Origin of the sequence: Streptomyces sp. JJ66 (assembly GCF_019303495.1) — a bacterium.
In the GTDB taxonomy this organism is placed as follows: domain Bacteria; phylum Actinomycetota; class Actinomycetes; order Streptomycetales; family Streptomycetaceae; genus Streptomyces.
Window position 1 is genome coordinate 54,813 of sequence record NZ_JAEVFI010000001.1, and the last position, 17,985, is coordinate 72,797.

The window sequence follows — 17,985 nt, forward strand, 5'->3', positions numbered from 1 at the left end:
CGAGTAGAGACGCGAGACGTCATGACTGAGCGTCAGAACACCAGCGGGCGCCCGCCGCGCGACCGGCCCTGGCTGATGCGGACGTACGCCGGGCACTCGACGGCCGAGGCGTCCAACGAGCTGTACCGCCGCAATCTCGCCAAGGGCCAGACGGGTCTGTCGGTCGCCTTCGACCTGCCGACGCAGACGGGGTACGACCCCGACCACGTGCTGGCCCGCGGCGAGGTGGGCCGGGTCGGCGTGCCCGTCTCCCACCTGGGCGACATGCGGCGGCTGTTCCAGGACATTCCGCTGGAGCAGATGAACACCTCGATGACCATCAACGCCACCGCCATGTGGCTGCTGGCGCTCTACCAGGTGGTCGCCGAGGAGCAGGGCGCCGACATCGGCGCCCTGCAGGGCACCACGCAGAACGACATCGTCAAGGAGTACCTCTCGCGCGGGACGCACGTCTTCCCGCCGGGACCCTCCCTGCGGCTGACCACCGACATGATCGCCTACACGGTGAACCACATCCCCAAGTGGAACCCGATCAACATCTGCAGCTACCACCTGCAGGAGGCCGGGGCCACGCCGGTGCAGGAGATCTCGTACGCGATGTCCACCGCGATCGCGGTGCTGGACGCGGTGCGCGACTCCGGGCAGGTGCCGGCCGAGCGGATGGGTGACGTCGTCGCGCGGATCTCGTTCTTCGTCAACGCCGGGGTGCGGTTCGTGGAGGAGATGTGCAAGATGCGGGCGTTCACCCGCATCTGGGACCGCGTCACCCGCGAGCGGTACGGCATCGAGAGCGCCAAGCAGCGCCGGTTCCGCTACGGCGTGCAGGTCAACTCGCTGGGGCTGACCGAGGCGCAGCCGGAGAACAACGTCCAGCGCATCGTGCTGGAGATGCTGGCGGTGACGCTGTCCAAGGACGCCCGCGCCCGCGCCGTGCAGCTCCCGGCCTGGAACGAGGCGCTGGGGCTGCCGCGGCCGTGGGACCAGCAGTGGAGTCTGCGCATCCAGCAGGTGCTGGCGCTGGAGAGCGACCTGCTGGAGTACGACGACATCTTCGCCGGATCGCACGTGATCGAGGCGAAGGTGGACGCCCTGGTGGCCGAGTGCTGGAGCGAGATCGAGCGCATCCAGGAGATGGGCGGGGTCATGGCCGCCGTCGAGTCCGGTTACCTCAAGTCGCAGCTCGTCGCCTCGCACGCGGAGCGGCGGGCGCGGATCGAGGCGGGCGAGGAGAAGATCGTCGGCGTCAACTGCTACGAGGCCACCGAGCCGAGCCCGCTGACAGCGGACCTGGACACCGCCATCATGACGGTGGACCCGGCCAACGAGGCGAACGTCGTGCGGGCGCTGGACCGGTGGCGCGACCAGCGGGACGAGCCGCGGGCCCAGGAGGCGCTGGCCGCGCTGAAGAAGGCCGCCGCCGGGGAGGCGAACCTGATGCCCCCCACCGTGGAGTGCGCCCGCGCGGGCGTGACCACCGGCGAGTGGGCGTGGGCGCTGCGCGACGTGTTCGGCGAGTTCCGCGCGCCGACGGGCGTGAGCAGCGCCCCGGTGGCGGTCGCCGCCGAGCAGGGCAGCGCGCTGGCCGAGGTGCGGCGCAAGGTCGCCGTCACCGCCGGGGAGCTGGGCGGCAAGCTGCGGCTGCTGGTCGGCAAGCCGGGCCTGGACGGCCACTCCAACGGCGCCGAGCAGATCGCCGTGAGGGCCCGCGACGCCGGGTTCGAGGTGGTCTACCAGGGCATCCGGCTCACCCCGGAACAGATCGTCTCGGCGGCCGTCGCCGAGGACGTGCACTGCGTGGGCCTGTCCATCCTGTCCGGCTCGCACGCCGAGCTGGTGCCGGACGTGCTGGACCGGCTGCGCCAGGCGGGGGCGGCGGACATGCCCGTCATCGTCGGCGGCATCATCCCCTCCGCCGACGCCGACGCCCTGAAGGCCGCCGGTGTCGCGGCGGTCTTCACGCCGAAGGACTTCGGCATCACGGAGATCATCGGCCGTATCGTCGATGCGATCCGCACCGCGAACCAGCTCGACCCCCTGGAGGTCCCCGCATGAGCACCCCCGTCAACCGCCTGCGCCCGCGTCGTTCCTGCCTCGCGGTACCGGGCAGCAACCCGCGCTTCCTGGAGAAGGCGCAGGGCCTCCCGGCTGACCAGGTGTTCCTGGACCTGGAGGACGCCTGCGCGCCGCTGGCCAAGGAGGGCGCGCGGCACACCATCGTGGACGCGCTGAACAACGGCGACTGGAGCGGCAAGACCCGCGTCGTGCGGGTGAATGACTGGACCACACACTGGACCTACCGCGACGTGGTGACCGTCGTGGAGGGTGCCGGGCCGAACCTGGACTGCGTCATGCTGCCGAAGGTGCAGGACGCCACCCAGGTACAGGCGCTGGACCTGCTGCTGACGCAGATCGAGAAGACGATGGGCTTCGAGGTCGGCCGCATCGGCATCGAGGCGCAGATCGAGAACGCCAAGGGCCTGGTGAACGTGGACGCGATCGCCGCCGCCTCACCGCGCCTGGAGACGATCATCTTCGGCCCGGCCGACTTCATGGCGTCGATCAACATGAAGTCGCTGGTCGTGGGCGAGCAGCCGCCCGGCTACCCGGCCGACGCCTACCACTACATCCTCATGCGCATCCTGATGGCCGCCCGCACCCACGACCTGCAGGCCATCGACGGCCCCTACCTGCAGATCAAGAACGTGGACGGCTACCGCGAGGTGGCCGGGCGTTCGGCGGCGCTGGGCTTTGACGGCAAGTGGGTGCTGCACCCGGGCCAGGTGGACGCGGCCAACGAGGTGTACTCGCCCTCCCAGGAGGACTACGACCACGCCGAGCTGATCCTGGACGCGTACGAGTACTACACCTCCGAGGCGGGCGGCAAGAAGGGTTCGGCGATGCTCGGCGACGAGATGATCGACGAGGCCAGCCGCAAGATGGCGCTCGTCGTCGCGGGCAAGGGCCGCGCCGCCGGCATGACCCGTACCAGCAAGTTCGAGGCCCCGGAGGCGTAAGCGATGCAGTTCGGCCGCACCTATGAGGAGTTCGAGGTCGGTGCCGTCTACAAGCACTGGCCGGGCAAGACGGTCACCGAGTACGACGACCACCTGTTCTGCCTGCTGACGATGAACCACCACCCCTTGCACATGGACGTCAACTACGCCGAGAAGACGACGGACTTCGGCAAGAACGTGGTGGTGGGCAACTACATCTACTCGCTGCTGCTGGGCATGTCGGTGCCGGACGTCTCGGGCAAGGCGATCGCCAACCTGGAGATCGAGTCGCTGCGGCACGTGGCACCGACCTTCCACGGCGACACGATCTACGGCGAGACGACGGTGCTGGACAAGACGCCGTCGAAGTCCAAGTCGGACCGGGGCATCGTCTACGTGGAGACCAAGGGCTACAAGCAGGACGGGACGCTGGTGTGCGTCTTCCGCCGCAAGGTCATGGTGCCCACCGAGGAGTACATCACGCAGCGGGGCGGCGAGCAGCCGGGGCGGCCACAGCTGGCCGAGCACCCGAAGGGCGGTAAGTGACATGGGACGTCTGGCGCAGACCGAGGGGCTGACCGACATCCAGCGGGAGATCGTCAGCACCGTCCGTGGTTTTGTCGACAAGGAGATCTTGCCGGTCGCCACGGAGCTGGAGCACAAGGACGAGTACCCGACTGAGATCGTCGAGGGCCTGAAGGAACTCGGCGTCTTCGGGCTGATGATCCCCGAGGAGTACGGCGGGCTGGGTGAGTCGCTGCTGACCTACGCGCTGTGCGTGGAGGAGATCGCCCGCGGCTGGATGAGCGTGTCCGGCATCATCAACACCCACTTCATCGTCGCCTACATGCTCAAGCAGCACGGCACGCGGGAGCAGAAGGACTACTTTCTGCCGAAGATGGCGGCCGGTGACGTCCGGGGCGCGTTCTCCATGTCCGAGCCGGCGCTTGGCTCGGACGTGTCGGCCATCTCCTCCAAGGGCGTGCGGGACGGGGAAGAGTTCGTCCTGACGGGCCAGAAGATGTGGCTGACCAACGGCGGTTCGTCCTCCCTGGTCGCGGTGCTGTGCCGCACCGACGAGGGACACCCCGAGGGGACCGCGCCGCACAAGTCGATGACCACGTTCCTGGTGGAGAAGGAGCCCGGTTTCGGCCAGGTCAAGCCGGGGCTGACGATCCCCGGCAAGATCGACAAGATGGGCTACAAGGGCGTGGACACCACCGAGCTCATCATGGACGGCCTGCGCGTCCCCGCCGACCGGGTCCTGGGCGGCCAGACCGGGCGCGGCTTCTACCAGATGATGGACGGCGTCGAGGTCGGCCGGGTCAACGTGGCCGCGCGCGGCTGCGGAGTGGCCCAGCGGGCCTTCGAGTTGGGCGTCTCCTACGCCCAGCAGCGCAGCACCTTCGGCAAGCCCATCGCCCAGCACCAGGCGATCCAGTTCAAGCTGGCCGAGATGGGCACCAAGGTGGAGGCCGCGCACGCCCTGATGGTCGGCGCCGCCCGCAAGAAGGACTCCGGGCAGCGCAATGACCTGGAGGCGGGCATGGCCAAGTACCTGGCGTCCGAGTACTGCAAGGAGGTCGTGGAAGACGCCTTCCGCATCCACGGCGGCTACGGCTTCTCCAAGGAGTACGAGATCGAGCGCCTGTACCGGGAAGCCCCGATGCTGCTCATCGGTGAAGGTACGGCGGAGATCCAGCGCATGATCATTGGGCGGCGCCTGCTGGAGGAGTACCGACTCCAGGACTGAGTGACGTTATATCCGGTTTCGGGGTGTTTCCTTCGAGGGGAAGGTCACACCCCGAACCGCGCTTCCCGGGGCCGACGAGGGCGCTGGCTTTCCCAGTTGCCGTCCGCAGCCGATATCATGCGGGGAAAAGCCGTGGTCCACCGAATCCGCGCGGCACCCTCCGCTACGAAGGTCTTCCATGCCCCACCGCTCATCTCCCGCACCCCGTGGTCGCGTCCGCATCGCTCGCGGAGCCACACCGTGGTTCCTCCCGACGCTCGCCACCGCGGCCGTCAGCCTCGCCGCCTCCCGGCGTTCCGGCGCGGCCCGGGTGCTCGCCGTGCCGGCCACCGCGCTCGCCGCCGGCATGCTGTGGTTCTTCCGGGACCCCGAGCGGGACATCGCCGAGGGCCGGGTCATCTCCCCGGCCGACGGCGTCGTGCAGTCCATCATGCCGTGGCAGGACGGCCGCACCCGCGTAGCGATCTTCATGAGCCCGCTGAACGTCCACGTCAACCGCGCGCCGATGGCCGGCACCGTGAGGTCCGTGGAGCACATTCCCGGTGGATACGTTCCGGCTTTCAACAAGGAGAGCGAGCACAACGAGCGGGTCGTCTGGCACTTCGACACCGAACTCGGCGACATCGAGATGGTGCAGATCGCCGGCGCCGTGGCACGGCGGATCGTCCCGTACGTGCCACGGAGCACCAAGGTCGAGCAGGGCGAGCGGATCGGCCTGATCCGCTTCGGCTCCCGCGTCGACGTGTATCTGCCCGAGGGCGTCGAGGCGGCGGTCGAGGTCGGCCAGACGACGACCGCGGGGGTGACACGCCTTGACCGTGACTGATCCCGACAGTCCCCGTACTTCCCCGGCGTCCTCGGCCTGGGGCCTGGAGGACGACGACGACGAGATGCCGCTGTCGATGCGCCTGTCGATCGCGGACACCCTGACCCTGGGCAACGCGACCTGCGGGTTCATGGCGGTGTACTTCACTACCACCGGGGTGCTGATCCCACACCTGACCGGCAGCGGCGACGGCGGCATGGCCCGCTCCAGCGCGGCCACGGCCGTCATGCTGATGCTGCTGGCCTCGGTCTTCGACCTGTTCGACGGCATCGTGGCCCGCAAGCTGCGCGCGTCCGCGATGGGCGCCGAGCTGGACAACCTGTCCGACCTCATCAGCTTCGGGCTGGCACCGGCGTACTTCGTGCTGGTGTGGGGCATGGTCGCCACCGACGCCAACCAGCATGTCTCGGCGCTGGCCGCGATCGTGGTGCTGCTGGCGGTGGTGCTGCGCCTGGCCCGGTTCTCCTGCGTCACCCTGCGTGACGGCATCTTTCAGGGCATGCCAAGCCCGTTCGGTGCACTGACCGTGGTGTCGATCGTGCTGCTGGAGCTGCCGTTCGTGCCGACGCTGCTGGCGATCATCGGCACGGCGTGGCTCATGGTCAGCCGTGTGGAGTACCCCAAGCCGCGCGGGCTGCTCGCCGTCGGGATGCTGACGTGGATTCTGCTGTCCATGGGCATGCTGGCCGCGTGGGCGCTCGGCACCCCGGGCGGCGAACTGCTGCTCCAGACCGGGTGCGCGCTGCAGCTGGTGCTCGGTGCGGTGATCCCGCTGTTCGCCACGGCCCGGCGCGTCAACACCTTCCGGGTGGACCGGCGGGCAGCGCGGACCGCCGCGCAGGGCTAGCACCTGGGGCTTTCCGCCCGCTCATCCGCGACACTGGGTCGCGGGTGAGCGGGCGTTTCGCTGGCCGGGTTACAGGTGGGTCTCAGCGAGCTGGACGGCGATCTCTTCCAGCAGGGGACCCGCGCCCGCCATGGACTTCTCCGGGTCCGGTTCCAGGGAGGACAGGGCGTAGACGGCCTCGATGCCCGCCTCCGCGACCCGCGACTCCTCGATCGCCAGACGGCCGCAGACAGCCACCACGGGCTTGCCCGCGGCCCGTGCCGCCGACGCGACACCCGCGGGCGCCTTGCCGTGCAGCGTCTGGGCGTCCATCGAGCCCTCCCCCGTGATGACCAGGTCCGCCCGCTCCAGCGCGGGAGCGAAGCCCAGCACCTCCAGCAGCACCTCGATGCCCGGCCGGAAGGTGGCGTCCAGGCCGACCAGCGCGCCGTAGCCGATGCCGCCAGCCGCACCGGCGCCCGGAGCCTGGGCACACTCGGTGGCCCTCGGCCCGATCGCCTCGGCCAGCGCGGAGGCGTAGTGGGCCAGCGCGGCGTCCAGCGTCGCGACGTCCTCCTCGGAGGCCCCCTTCTGCGGCCCGTAGACGGCCGGAGCGCCCTGCGGGCCGGTGAGCGGGTTGTTCACATCGCTGGCGAGCACGATCTCGACGTCCTTCAGGCGGGGATCCAGGCCCGAGAGGTCGGCGGTGGCCAGCTCGCTCAGCGGGCCGCCGCCGGGGGCGAGCGGCTGTCCGTCAGCGTCCAGGAAGCGGGCACCCAGCGCCGCCAGCATGCCCGCACCGCCATCGGTGGTGGCCGAGCCGCCGACGCCGAAGACGACCGTCTTCGCGCCCGCCTCGACTGCGGCGAGCAGCAGCTCGCCGCTGCCGTAGGTGGTGGCGGTGAGCGGGGCGAAGCGGCCCTCGGGCAGCAGTTGCAGACCCGACGCCTCGGCCATCTCGACGATCGCGGTGTCCCCGCGCAGCGCGTACGCCGCCGTCACCGGGGTGCCGAGCGGACCCGTGACGGTGACCTCGCGGCGCTCGAAACCGCCCGCCACCGCCGCGACGACCGTGCCGTCACCGCCGTCGGCCACGGGCAGGGCCTCGACCTCGACATCCGGGCGGGCACGCCGCAGCCCGGCCGTCACGTGCTCGGCGACCTGCACGGCCGTCAGCGAGCCCTTGAACTTGTCCGCGGCGATCAGCACGCGCCCTGTGTGCGTCATGTAGGTCGTCCCTTGCTTTCGAACGGGCAGTCGCGCCGCGTCCGACTTTATCCGAGGCCGGGTTCCGGTGCGGTGTGCCCCTGTCCCCTCCCCAGCCCCCGGCCGGGGACCGTGCCTTCCCGGAACCCGGGTCGGACGGCCCCGGTCCCCGGCTGCCGCGCCGCCGGGCGGCACGGCCTGCGGCCAGGTCCTGGGGCTCCCCGGCTCGCGGACCGGAGCCGGGGGCCACACCCTCGCACAGCGGGAAAGCCACAGGGGAGCCGGGCGCAGCGTCCGCCGGTTTCCGGGAGCGGGGAGTTCAGGGGGTGGCGCGCAGGCGGCGCCAGATGGCCTTGGCGGCGTTGTGGCCGGACATGCCGTGGACGCCGGGGCCCGGCCACGTGGCCGCGGAGCACAGGTACACCGCGGGGTGCCCGGTGGCGTAGGGGACGCGGGCCAGGCGCGGGCGCAGCACGGTCTGCAGGCCGGTGAAGGCGCCGCAGGCGATGTCGCCGCCGACGTAGTTGGGGTTGCGCGCGGCCAGCTGCGGCGGCCCGGCCACCGCACGGGCCAGCACGAGGTCGCGGAAGCCGGGGGCGAAGCGTTCGATCTGCCGCTCGATCGCGTCGGTGAGGTCGCCGTCCCAGCCGCCCGGGACGTGGCCGTAGGCCCAGTAGACGTGCTTGCCGTCCGGGGCGCGGCCGGGGTCGGTGAGGGTGGGCTGCGCGGTGATGAGGAACGGCACCTCGGGCGCGTGGCGGCTGCCGGAAGCGGCGGTGAGCGCGGCGCTGATCTCGGCGGTGTTCGCGCCGAGGTGGACGGTACCGGCACGGCGGACCTCGGGCGCGGTCCACGGGACGGGGCCGTCCAGCGCGTAGTCGATCTTGAACGCGGCCGCGCCGTGCCGGAAGCGGGAGAAGGCGTCTGAGAGCCCGGCGATGCGGGCGAGAGCCAAGGGCGCGGTGTCGAAGACGTAGGCGCGGGCGGGCGGGAGTTCGTCGAGCCGCTTGACCTCCACGCCGGTGTGCACGGCGCCGCCCAGGTCCCGCAGGTAGGCGGTGAGCGCGTCGGAGATGGCCTGGGAGCCGCCGCGCGCGAGCGGCCAGCCGTGCTCGTGCGCGGCGAGGGCGAACACCAGGGCCAGACCGGAGGTGGCGGGTGTGCTGAGGGGGGCCATGACGTGCGCGGCCAGTCCGGCGAACAGCGCGCGGGCCCGGTCGTCGCGGAAGCGGCGCAGCAGCCAGGAGACGGGCGGCAGACCGACGGCCCCGAACCGGGCGAGGGTAACCGGGTCGCGGGGGAAGCCGTCCCAGGGGACGGTGAGGAAGTCCGCCGCGAGCGTGTCCCAGCGGCCGGTGTAGGGGGCGAGCAGCCTGCGGTACGTCCCGGCGTCCCGTGGCCCCAGCGAGGCGGCCGTCTCCCCCACCGAGTGCGCCAGGACGGCGGCCGTGCCGTCGGTGAAGGGCTGGGCCATCGCCAGCTCGGGGTGGAGCCAGGTGAGGCCGTAGCGTTCCAGCGGCATGGCCCGGAACGCGGGCGAGCCCACCCCCAGGGGGTGGACGGCCGAGCAGGGGTCGTGCCGGAAGCCGGGCAGCGTCAGCTCCTCGGTACGGGCGCCGCCGCCGACGGTGTCTTTCGCCTCGAACACCTCGACCGTGAAGCCCCGGCGGGCCAGCTCGACGGCCGCGGTGAGCCCGTTCGGCCCGGCTCCCACGACCACCGCATCGCGCATGGACGGCACGTCAGCTCTCCCTCATCGCCCGGGGTGCGCTCCTGACAGCACCGAGAGGATACGCCCCTGGGTGGCCGCGTCCCGGGCGGCGACGAACGGCAGGGCGTTGCCGCCGGTCAGGGTGAACGCGGTGCCGTCGCTGGTGGCATGGGTGCCGCCCGCCTCGGCGACGAGCAGCAGCCCGGCGGCGTGATCCCACGGGTTCTCCCATCCGTAGGCCGTGGCGTCGAGTTCGCCGGTGGCGACCTTCAGGTACTCCAGGCCCGCCGAGCCGCTGGGGCGCGGGGCGATGCCTTCGACGCGCAGCCGCAGCAGGGCGCGGCGACGGTCCTCGTCGATGAAGTCGGGGTGGTCGGTGGCGACCCGCAGCGGGGCCCCGGCTTCGGGCGAGCCGCAGGTCAGCGCGCGGCCGTCCAGCGCGGCGCCGCCGCCGCGCCAGGCGGTGGCCAGCTGGTCCCGGGCGGGCGCGTACGTCCAGGAGGCCAGCAGCTCACCACGGTGGGCGAGGGCGACCAGGGTGCAAAAGCCCTCCTCGCCGCGCACGAACTGGCGGGTGCCGTCCACCGGGTCCACGATCCACACCGGCGCGTCGCCGTGCAGGGCGTGCAGGGCGGACGGGTCGGCGTGCACGCCTTCCTCGCCGACGAACGCCGAGCCCGGCAGCAGCGCGGGCAGCGACTCCTCCAAGTGGGCCTCCGCGCGCCGGTCGGCGATGGTGACCAGGTCGTGCGGGCCCGCTTTTTGCAGCACGTCGTCGTCCGCGAGCTGCCGCCAGCGCGGCATGATCTCTTCGGCGGAGGCCTTGCGGACGGCCGCTTCGACCCCGGCGGTGAGCGCGTCGTCGATCATGTGCCTATCCAACCACGCCCCCAGGACACCGGGCGGGGCGGGCGAGGGGCGTCCGGTGCTCAGGGCTCAGCTCACCTTGGCGCCGTGGGCATCGAGCGCGGCCTTTGGGGCGCCGACGACGGGCGTGCTGACCGGGCCGGTCCTTCCGCCGCTTCGTCACGGGGCACCGGCTGAAGCCGCAGACGGTGGAGTGGTCCGTCGCCTGCTGGGTCCTCCTGCCCGCGTGGGCCCGGAGCAACGGACCCACGCGGGCAGAAGGACGCGTGGCGCGTGGGCGGGGTGGAGGGCTTCAGCCGGTCCAGCTGCCCGCTGCCGCGGCTGCGGCCGCGTACTCCTCGAACGGCCGCGCGGGACGCCCCGCCACCCGCACCACGGTGTCCTGCGGTTCGGCGTCGCCCAGGGCCCGCAGGGCGGCGAACGCCGCGAGGTCCTCGGCGGCGTCCTGCGGCGAGCGCCCGATCTCGGCCTGCTGGGCGAGGTAGGCGTCCTCCTCGCCGTGGAACGTGACCGGCCGCCCCGAAGCCCGGGTGATCGTGGCACACGCCTCGGCGAAGGACAGCGCGCGCGGCCCAGTGACCTCGTAGGTGCGCCCGGCGTGTTCCTCGGGCGCCGTCAGTACGGCGGCACAGACGGCGGCGACGTCGTCGAGGTCTACGAAGGTCTGCTTGCACGAACCGACCGGGACCGCCAGCTCGCCCCCGAGCACCGCGGCGCGGAAGGCTCCCTCGTCGAAGTTCTGGTCGAACCAGTCCGACCGCACCACCGTCCACTCGGCGCCGCTGTCGCGCACGGCCCGCTCCGCGGCGAGCAGCCGCTCGTCGTGTATCACCTCAATGGCGCGGCTGGACAGCAGCACCAGATGGCGGACTTTGCTGTCCACGGCCTGGGCGACGAAACGCGGGTTCAGCCCGACGCCGTCAGGGGCGAGCAGAAAGGCGCCGCGCACGCCGTCCAGTGCCGGTTCCCAGGTGGCCTCGTCGGTCCAGTCGAACGGTGTGGGGCCACGCCGCGAGGCGGCTCTGACCGGCGCCCCCAGGCCGCGCAGCTGGGCGGCGACCCGGCGGCCGACCGAGCCCGTGGCTCCCGTGACGAGAACAGGTGCAGTATCCATATAGTCGGCAACGATAGCCGGGTGGGAGGCCCGAAGGGCCGCGACAACGCCCCGCTCCACGCCGACTTCGCGCCAATTTCCGCCAGCACCTCCGCTGAGCAGGACGCACAGCACTGTCTGTAGCTCCCTTCACCAACACCTGAAGCTGTTCTGATGGTTCTGCGTTGACGGCCCAAAAGCGGCGAAGATATGTTCCGGTAATCTCACCAGCGCCGTGTACGCGGAGCGCGAAGCCCGTGCCTGCGTCAACAAGCGGAAAACGCAGGGGCCGCAGCACATTTCCCTGGTCGCGCGGGGCCTGCTTTTGTGTGGTACCGCTCTTCGCACCGCCCGCGTCGTGCGTCCTGCCGGAGGGCACGGCCAGGGCTCCCGCACGGCGTTCGCCGTTCCCGGCGGAAAGCCGTGGCATCCGCATTCGGCCCCGTGATTACCGCGCGCCGCCGCGAGCGGGCCCCGTGATCCACCGCGACGCAGCGCGGCGTTCACCCTCCCGCAGCATCCCGGAAGGACGAAAGCCATGTCCCAGCCAGAGCACGCCACGACGACGCGGCCAGCCCCGGCGGGCCTGCGGCCGGCCATCCACCACGTCGGTGTGCAGACCGCCGACCTGGAGAACTCCATCACCTGGTACCAGGAGTTCTTCGGGGCCGAGAAGCGGTGGGAACTCGACCACTTCTCCGACCTCACCCTGAGTCGGCTGCCGGGCATCGGCCGCCTGGTCGAACTGGCCGTCGGTGACCTGCGCTTCCACCTGTTCGACCGGGCCGGGCACACGCGCCGCGTACCGCCCGCCGAGTCGTTCCAGTTCCAGCACGTGTGCCTGCGCGTGGACACGCCCGCGGAGCTGGAGACGGCCCGGGACCGCTGGCTGAGGCTGTACCGGTCGGGCCGGTTCACCTTCGCCAGCTCCGAGCAACCGACCGACATCGTCATCGACGACGACGGCGTGCGCAGCCTGTACGTGCTCGACGTCAACGGCCTGGAGTACGAGTTCGCCCACGTGCCGGAAGGAAGCCGATGAGTGCGCTCACCTCACCGCCCCGCACGACCGCGCAGCCAGTCGCGGCCTGGGACTTCGGGGACTTTCCCTACGGTCTGGAGCCGTTGGTGATGCCCCCCGTCGGCCAAGCCCCCGCCGACGCGGAACACCAGCCCCTGACCGTACCCCCGTGCGATCCGGAACGGGTGTGCGTGGAGCTGTCGGTGCTCTCCGGCCAGGAGCCTGCCGGCCCTGCCCTGCTCGCGGCACCGCCCATCGCCGCCTACGACCAGCTGTTCTGGTTCCGGTGGATCACCGGCCACCAGGTGACCTTCGCACTGTGGCACCTGACGGGCCGCCTGATCGCCGAGGCATCCGCGCACGGGGCTCCCCAGCCGGGTGTACTGGAACGGCTGGAAACCTACACCCACGCGTACTGCGCCATGCTGCTGTACAGCGGATCGTGTCCACGCGGCGTCTACCAGAGTCTGATCCGGCCGGTGATGTTCCTCCAGCACCGGGCGTTCAGTGGCACCTGGGCTCCCGACTTCGCGCCAGTGCGCGCCCTGTACCGCGGTCGGCCGCTACCGTGGCTGAACGACGAGCGGGCCGCCGGGCTGCGGGCCGCGATCGACACCCACCGCGCGGTCCATGACAGCGTCGCCGCCCGCCTGGTGCCCAGCGGGCACTCGCTGCTCCAGCAGACGATGGCCCAGACGCCGGTCCGTCCCTCCGAGCGGACCGCCGCGCTCTACGACAACTTCTTCATGACCCTGCGCGGCCCGGTGTCCGACGCCGCCGTGGCCGCCCAGCTGCTGCGCAGACTGCGGGCGGTAGCCCTCGACCTGGCCGGCAACGGTCTGTACCCGCTGGGCCGGGACGACGACGCCGAGGTCTGGCACGGCTCGGTGGCCGCCTGCGAACGCCGCATCGGAGCGATCCTGCCCGAGGCCGCGCGCCACGCCGCCCGGCTGGTGGACGGGCCGAAGCGCTGAGCCGCCTGCCGCCTGCCCGACGCCGGGCAACCGAACGGAAAGGAGAGCGGGGCACATGCGCCACGGAGTGCTGCTGCTGCCCGAACACCGCTGGTCACGAGCCCGGGAGCGCTGGCTGCTGGCCGAGGAGCTCGGTTACGACCACGCCTGGACCTACGACCACCTGATGTGGCGCTGGTTCCACGACCGGCCCTGGTTCTCGGCCGTCCCCACCCTGGCCGCCGCTGCCGAGGCCACCTCCCGCATCGGCCTGGGCACGCTGGTGGCCAGCCCGAACTTCCGGCACCCCGTGGACTTCGCCAAGGAGCTGGTCACCCTCGACGACGTCTCGGGCGGCCGGATCGTGTGCGGGGTGGGCGCCGGGGCCGACGGCTACGACGCCCGGCTGCGCGGTGACCGCCCCCTGAGCCAAAAGCAGCGCGCCGCCCGGTTCGGGGAGTTCGTCGAGCTGCTGGACCTGCTGTTGAGCCACCGGCACACCAGCTTCGCCGGCCAGTGGTACACGGCCACCGACGTGGTGGTGGAACCCGCGTGCGTCGCCCGGCCGCGCCTGCCGCTCGCGGTGGCCGCCGCCGGGCCCCGGGGCATGGCGCTCGCGGCCCGGCACGCCGACATCTGGGTCACCAGCGGGCCGCCGAACGTCTTCGAACCCGAGCGCTACGACCGGCTGGTGCCGCTGCTCAAGGATCAGCTGGCCGCATTGGACGCGGCGTGCGCGGCCCAGGGACGGAACCCGGACACACTGCGCCGCCTGCTGCTGACCGACGCCGCGGTGGGCGGCGTCCTGGAGTCCACCGGGTCCTACCAGGACGCGGCCGGGACCTTCGCGGACCTCGGCTTCACCGATCTCGTCGTGCACTGGCCCCGCCCGGACTTCCCGTACGCGGGAAGCGAAGAGGTGCTGACGGAGTTCGCCGCCGCCGAGCTGGGAGGTAACCGATGACGTGCCCGTTCGAGGTGGTCGGGATGTTCGGCACCCGGCCGGGCGGGGGCAGCCCGCTGGCCGTGGTCCACGACGCCGACGGGCTGGATGACACCACCCTGCGCCGGATGAGCGGCCTGCTGCGCACCGACGAGACCGTGTTCGTCCTGCCACCCACCACGGCGGACGCCACCCACCGGGTCCGGGTCTTCACCGCGCGCGGGGAGTCGCCCCACGGCGGCCACTCGGCGGTGGGCACGGCGGTGGCGCTGGTCCGCTCCAGACGGCTGGCGCCCGGACGCGTCGTCCAGCAGTGCGGGGAAAGCCTGCTGGAGCTGGAGGCGGACGCCCGGCAGGCGACGGTCACCGCTGCCGGGCCATGGCCGAGTCGCGCGCTGGAGGCCGGGCCGCTGCTGGACGCCGTCGGACTGCGCGAGCGGGACCGCGCGCCGGGTTCGGTGCTGGCCGCCGGGTTCGGCCCGCTGTTTCACCTGCTGCCCGTGCGCGCCGACGCGGTGTCCGCCGCCCGGCCCGACGAGGCGGCCATGGCGGAAGGCGGACTGCCGGACGTCTTCGTCTTCCACTGGGACGAGGGCTCGCGCACCGCCACCGCGCGGCTCTTCGCCCCCGGGTACGCCATCGGGGAGGACCCGGCGTGCGCGTCGGTCGCGCTGGCGCTCGGGGTGTGGCTGGCGGACCGCGAGCTGACCAGCGCGCAGGGCGCGTTCCGCATCGAGCAGGGAGCCGAGCTGGGACGCCCCGCCGTGCTGGAGGGCACGATCAGCGGCGGGAGCGCGGGCGGTCTCACCGTGACCGTCACCGGCCAGGCGCCCCGGGAACTGGCCGGTCACCTCGCTGTACCGGCCCCGGACCCCACCGCGGCCTGACAGCGGCCCCCGGCCCCGGCCCCCCGGCTCGCTGTCGCTGCCGCCGGTCCCATCCCCGCGTCCGCGTCCAGCATGGCGGCGCGTCGTAACGCTGCCCGCCGATCCGCAGGAGGTTCGCCTTGTCGCGTCCCGAACTCCACGGCACCCGAGGTGCCGTGTCCACCACCCACTGGCTGGCGTCCGCCTCGGGCGCCGCCATGTTCGATGAGGGCGGGAACGCCTTCGACGCCGCGGTCGCCGCGGCGTTCGTCATCCAGGTCGTCGAGCCGCACCTGAACGGTCCGGCCGGGGACGTGCCGATCCTCGTGCACGACGGGCGGCGCGGCACCGTGGATGTCATCTGCGGGCAGGGCCCGATGCCTGCGGGCGCGACGGTCGAACACTTCCGCGGCCTCGGGCTGCGGGCCGTCCCCGGGGCCGGGCTGCTGGCGGCATGCGTGCCGGGGGCTTTCGGCGCGTGGCTCACGCTGCTGCGCGACCACGGGCGGCTGCCGCTGGCGACCGTCCTGGCCCCCGCCGTGCACTACGCGCGCGAGGGGTTCCCGCTGCTGCCGAAGGCCGCGGCGATGATCGAGGTCATGGCTCCGCTGTTCCGCGCCGAGTGGCCCGAGTCCGGCGCGGCGTACCTGCGGCCGGACGGCAGCGCCCCGCGTGCCGGGGAGCTGCTGCGGAACCCGGCGCTGGCCGCCACCTACGAACGGCTGCTGGCCGAGGCCGCGACGGCGCGCGGAGGCCGGGAAGCAGGCATCGAGGCGGCGCTGCGCGGCTTCTACGAGGGATTCGTGGCCGAGGCGATCGACCGGTACGCCCCCCGTACTGCGGTGCTCGACGCCACCGGGCACCGCAACCAGGGGGTGCTCAGCGGCGCCGACCTGGCTGGCTGGCGGCCCCCGGTGGAGGCTCCGGTGGCACGCGAGTACCGGGGACACCTGGTACACAAACCGGGGCCGTGGTCGCAGGGGCCGGTGTTTCTCCAGCAGCTCGCGCTGCTGGAGGGTGCCGGGCTGGATACCGTTCGGTTCGGCTCGGCCGACCACCTGCACACCGTGGTGGAGGCCGCCAAGCTGGCCTTCGCCGACCGGGAGGCGTGGTACGGCGACCCCGCGTTCACCGACGTCCCGCTGGAAGGTCTGCTGGATGCCGGCTACGCCGCCGAACGGCGTGCGCTGATCGGGCGGGAGGCGTCCGCCGAACTGCGGCCCGGCTCCCCCGCCGGGCGCCCGCCCCGTCTGCCGGACCTGGCCGGGGACCCGGACGTGCGACGCGGCCATGGCTGGCGCGACCAGCTCGCCGACGGCATCCCGGCTGTCGTCCTGCTCTCCCAGGCCAAGGGCGACACCTGCTGCGTGACGGCCTCGGACCGGGAGGGCAACATGGTCGCGGCCACACCCAGCGGCGGCTGGCTGAAGAGTTCACCGGTGGTCCCGGGGCTCGGCTTTCCCCTCGGCACCCGGGGACAGATGGCCTGGCTGGACCCCGGACACCCCAACGCCCTGGCCCCGGGCAAGCGACCGCGCACGACCCTCAGCCCCTCGCTCGTGCTGCGCGACGGGGCGCCGTACCTGGCCTTCGGCACACCCGGCGGCGATCAGCAGGACCAGTGGACGCTCAACGCGTTCCTCGCCCACGTCGACTTCGGCCTCGGCCCGCAGGAAGCGGTGGAGGCCCGCACGTTCCACACCGATCACGTCCCGTCGTCGTTCACGCCCCGCACGTTCCGGCCCGGCACGCTGGTGGCCGAGCGGGGGTTCGACGCCGCGGTGCTCGCCGAGCTGCGCGCCCGTGGACACGAGGTGCGCGAGGTGGAAGCCTGGTCCCTGGGCAAGGTGTGCATGTCCGGGGCCCGGGCCGACGGCGGCGTGCTGGCTGCCGCCAGCCCACGGGGCCGGCAGGCGTACGCCGTGGTCCGGTAGGGCGAGTCGGCGCGCGACGGGCACGGGGGAGGTCACCGCCGCTGCCCGTCACGGCTCAGGCCCCTCGCGGGTCAGACTCCTGTGCCCGCCAGGGCGCGGCGGACGTCTTCGGCGGCGTAGTACGTGCGTCCGGCCAGACGGCGCCGGTCCCAGTTGCGTTCGCTGGCCAGCCGGTACACGCTGCCCCGCGGTATGCCCCACAGGGCGGTGACGTCGGCGGAGCTGAGCCAGCGCGGCGCCCGGCGGGTGTGTGCGGTGTCCTGCGCCGACGCTGGTCCGCCCCGGGCGTCAGCGGCCCGGGACGCGGCCGCTAGCCGGTCCGCTCCGCTCCAGTTGTGCTCCGGGTCGGCGTCGCAGGTGGCGTGGGCTGGACGGTGCCGTCCACGGGCCCCGCGCGCGGTGAGCCGTCCGTCGCAGCCGGGCGCGGGGCAGGGGCCCAGGACGCCCCGCGCGGGGCTCTCCTCGGGGCGGGCGACGCGCCGCGTCTGCTCGACCAGCCGGGCCGTCTCCTCGGCGAACTCCCCGGCGGCCGGGTGGCGGACGACGAAGCCGAGCCGCTCGTGCAGGAAGGCGCACAGGTCCGGCACACAGCGCCGGGGCGGCCGCGTGCCCGTGCCCTGCACGACCAGCCCGGCCCAGGAGGACAGGACAGCGAGCACGCCGTGGCGCACGTCCGCCGCACCGGCGTGCAGCAGCGACGCGGGGCCGCGTCCCGGAGCCGGGGGCCTGGTCCACGCCGGGGCGGCGCCGCGCAGGTGGCGCTCGCCGCACTCGCGGTAGAGCGACGGCAGCCGGGTCAGATCGGCGGCCAGACGGCTCCGGCATTCCAGGCACAGCCGGGTCCCGAGAACGGCCCGGCCGCCGCCCACGGCGGAGTCCGCGCACCGCGGACCCGCGCAGCGCTCTCCGTCCTGACAGCCGGTCACCTGCGCCATGGTCATTTCTTCTCCCTTGCCGCCGTCGGATTCCCGCGCGCGGATTCCCCCGCGGGCG

Annotated in this window: 16 protein-coding genes; 11 read left to right on the top strand and 5 right to left on the bottom strand. The window is 72.7% G+C overall.

The window, feature by feature from the left end; translation table 11 throughout:
- The first annotated feature begins 21 nt into the window (after positions 1–21).
- The 6 genes from JJV70_RS00275 (at position 22) to pssA (ending at position 6,419) form a co-directional block, all read left to right on the top strand.
- The gene (locus tag JJV70_RS00275; RefSeq protein WP_219045431.1) at positions 22–2,052 is read left to right on the top strand and encodes a protein meaA; all 2,031 of its coding nucleotides are present in this window, start codon (positions 22–24) and stop codon (positions 2,050–2,052) included.
- Positions 2,049–3,014, top strand: coding sequence for a CoA ester lyase (locus JJV70_RS00280; RefSeq protein WP_219045432.1), 966 nt, complete (start codon positions 2,049–2,051; stop codon positions 3,012–3,014). Before JJV70_RS00275 ends, JJV70_RS00280 begins: the two co-directional genes overlap by 4 nt.
- A gap of 3 nt (positions 3,015–3,017) precedes the next feature.
- On the top strand, positions 3,018–3,539 hold the full coding sequence (locus JJV70_RS00285; RefSeq protein WP_219045433.1) for a MaoC family dehydratase: 522 nt from the start codon (positions 3,018–3,020) through the stop codon (positions 3,537–3,539).
- 1 nt (position 3,540) lies between these two features.
- Positions 3,541–4,746 (top strand): acyl-CoA dehydrogenase family protein, encoded by a 1,206-nt coding sequence (locus JJV70_RS00290; protein WP_219045434.1) that lies wholly within the window; start codon positions 3,541–3,543, stop codon positions 4,744–4,746.
- Positions 4,747–4,924: 178 nt separating this feature from the next.
- Positions 4,925–5,572 carry a phosphatidylserine decarboxylase gene (locus JJV70_RS00295; protein ID WP_219045435.1) on the top strand — a complete coding sequence of 216 codons (648 nt, stop codon included), beginning with the start codon at positions 4,925–4,927 and terminating at the stop codon, positions 5,570–5,572.
- Positions 5,559–6,419 (top strand): CDP-diacylglycerol--serine O-phosphatidyltransferase, encoded by an 861-nt coding sequence (pssA, locus tag JJV70_RS00300; RefSeq protein WP_374227219.1) that lies wholly within the window; start codon positions 5,559–5,561, stop codon positions 6,417–6,419. The genes JJV70_RS00295 and pssA overlap by 14 nt, the downstream gene beginning before the upstream one ends.
- Positions 6,420–6,488: 69 nt before the next feature.
- On the opposite strand, the gene JJV70_RS00305 is transcribed toward pssA, so the two are convergent.
- The 4 genes from JJV70_RS00305 to JJV70_RS00320 form a co-directional block, all read right to left on the bottom strand.
- On the bottom strand, positions 6,489–7,625 hold the full coding sequence (locus tag JJV70_RS00305) for a glycerate kinase (protein WP_219045436.1): 1,137 nt from the start codon (positions 7,623–7,625) through the stop codon (positions 6,489–6,491).
- A 298-nt stretch (positions 7,626–7,923) separates the two neighbouring features.
- Complete coding sequence (locus JJV70_RS00310; RefSeq protein WP_219045437.1) at positions 7,924–9,345, bottom strand: NAD(P)/FAD-dependent oxidoreductase; 1,422 nt, start codon at positions 9,343–9,345, stop codon at positions 7,924–7,926.
- Between the two features lie 12 nt (positions 9,346–9,357).
- Entirely contained in the window at positions 9,358–10,185 is an 828-nt protein-coding gene (locus JJV70_RS00315) for an inositol monophosphatase family protein (RefSeq protein ID WP_219045438.1), read from the bottom strand.
- A 289-nt stretch (positions 10,186–10,474) separates the two neighbouring features.
- Entirely contained in the window at positions 10,475–11,296 is an 822-nt protein-coding gene (locus JJV70_RS00320) for an SDR family oxidoreductase (protein ID WP_219045439.1), read from the bottom strand.
- A gap of 517 nt (positions 11,297–11,813) precedes the next feature.
- Between JJV70_RS00320 and JJV70_RS00325 the strand changes: the two genes are divergently transcribed.
- The 5 genes from JJV70_RS00325 (at position 11,814) to JJV70_RS00345 (ending at position 16,992) form a co-directional block, all read left to right on the top strand.
- Complete coding sequence (locus JJV70_RS00325; protein ID WP_219045440.1) at positions 11,814–12,317, top strand: VOC family protein; 504 nt, start codon at positions 11,814–11,816, stop codon at positions 12,315–12,317.
- Complete coding sequence (locus JJV70_RS00330) at positions 12,314–13,270, top strand: L-tyrosine 3-hydroxylase (protein ID WP_219045441.1); 957 nt, start codon at positions 12,314–12,316, stop codon at positions 13,268–13,270. Before JJV70_RS00325 ends, JJV70_RS00330 begins: the two co-directional genes overlap by 4 nt.
- A 55-nt stretch (positions 13,271–13,325) precedes the next feature.
- Positions 13,326–14,213 (top strand): LLM class flavin-dependent oxidoreductase, encoded by an 888-nt coding sequence (locus JJV70_RS00335; RefSeq protein WP_219045442.1) that lies wholly within the window; start codon positions 13,326–13,328, stop codon positions 14,211–14,213.
- Positions 14,210–15,079, top strand: a complete 870-nt coding sequence (locus tag JJV70_RS00340) for a PhzF family phenazine biosynthesis protein (protein WP_219045443.1) — start codon at positions 14,210–14,212, stop codon at positions 15,077–15,079. Before JJV70_RS00335 ends, JJV70_RS00340 begins: the two co-directional genes overlap by 4 nt.
- A 197-nt stretch (positions 15,080–15,276) precedes the next feature.
- The gene (locus tag JJV70_RS00345; protein ID WP_219045706.1) at positions 15,277–16,992 is read left to right on the top strand and encodes a gamma-glutamyltransferase family protein; all 1,716 of its coding nucleotides are present in this window, start codon (positions 15,277–15,279) and stop codon (positions 16,990–16,992) included.
- 71 nt (positions 16,993–17,063) lie between these two features.
- Here the strand turns inward: JJV70_RS00345 and JJV70_RS00350 are convergent, their stop codons facing one another.
- Positions 17,064–17,933: a hypothetical protein gene (locus JJV70_RS00350; protein WP_219045444.1), complete on the bottom strand. Its 870-nt coding sequence runs from the start codon at positions 17,931–17,933 to the stop codon at positions 17,064–17,066.
- Between the last annotated feature and the right edge of the window lie 52 nt (positions 17,934–17,985).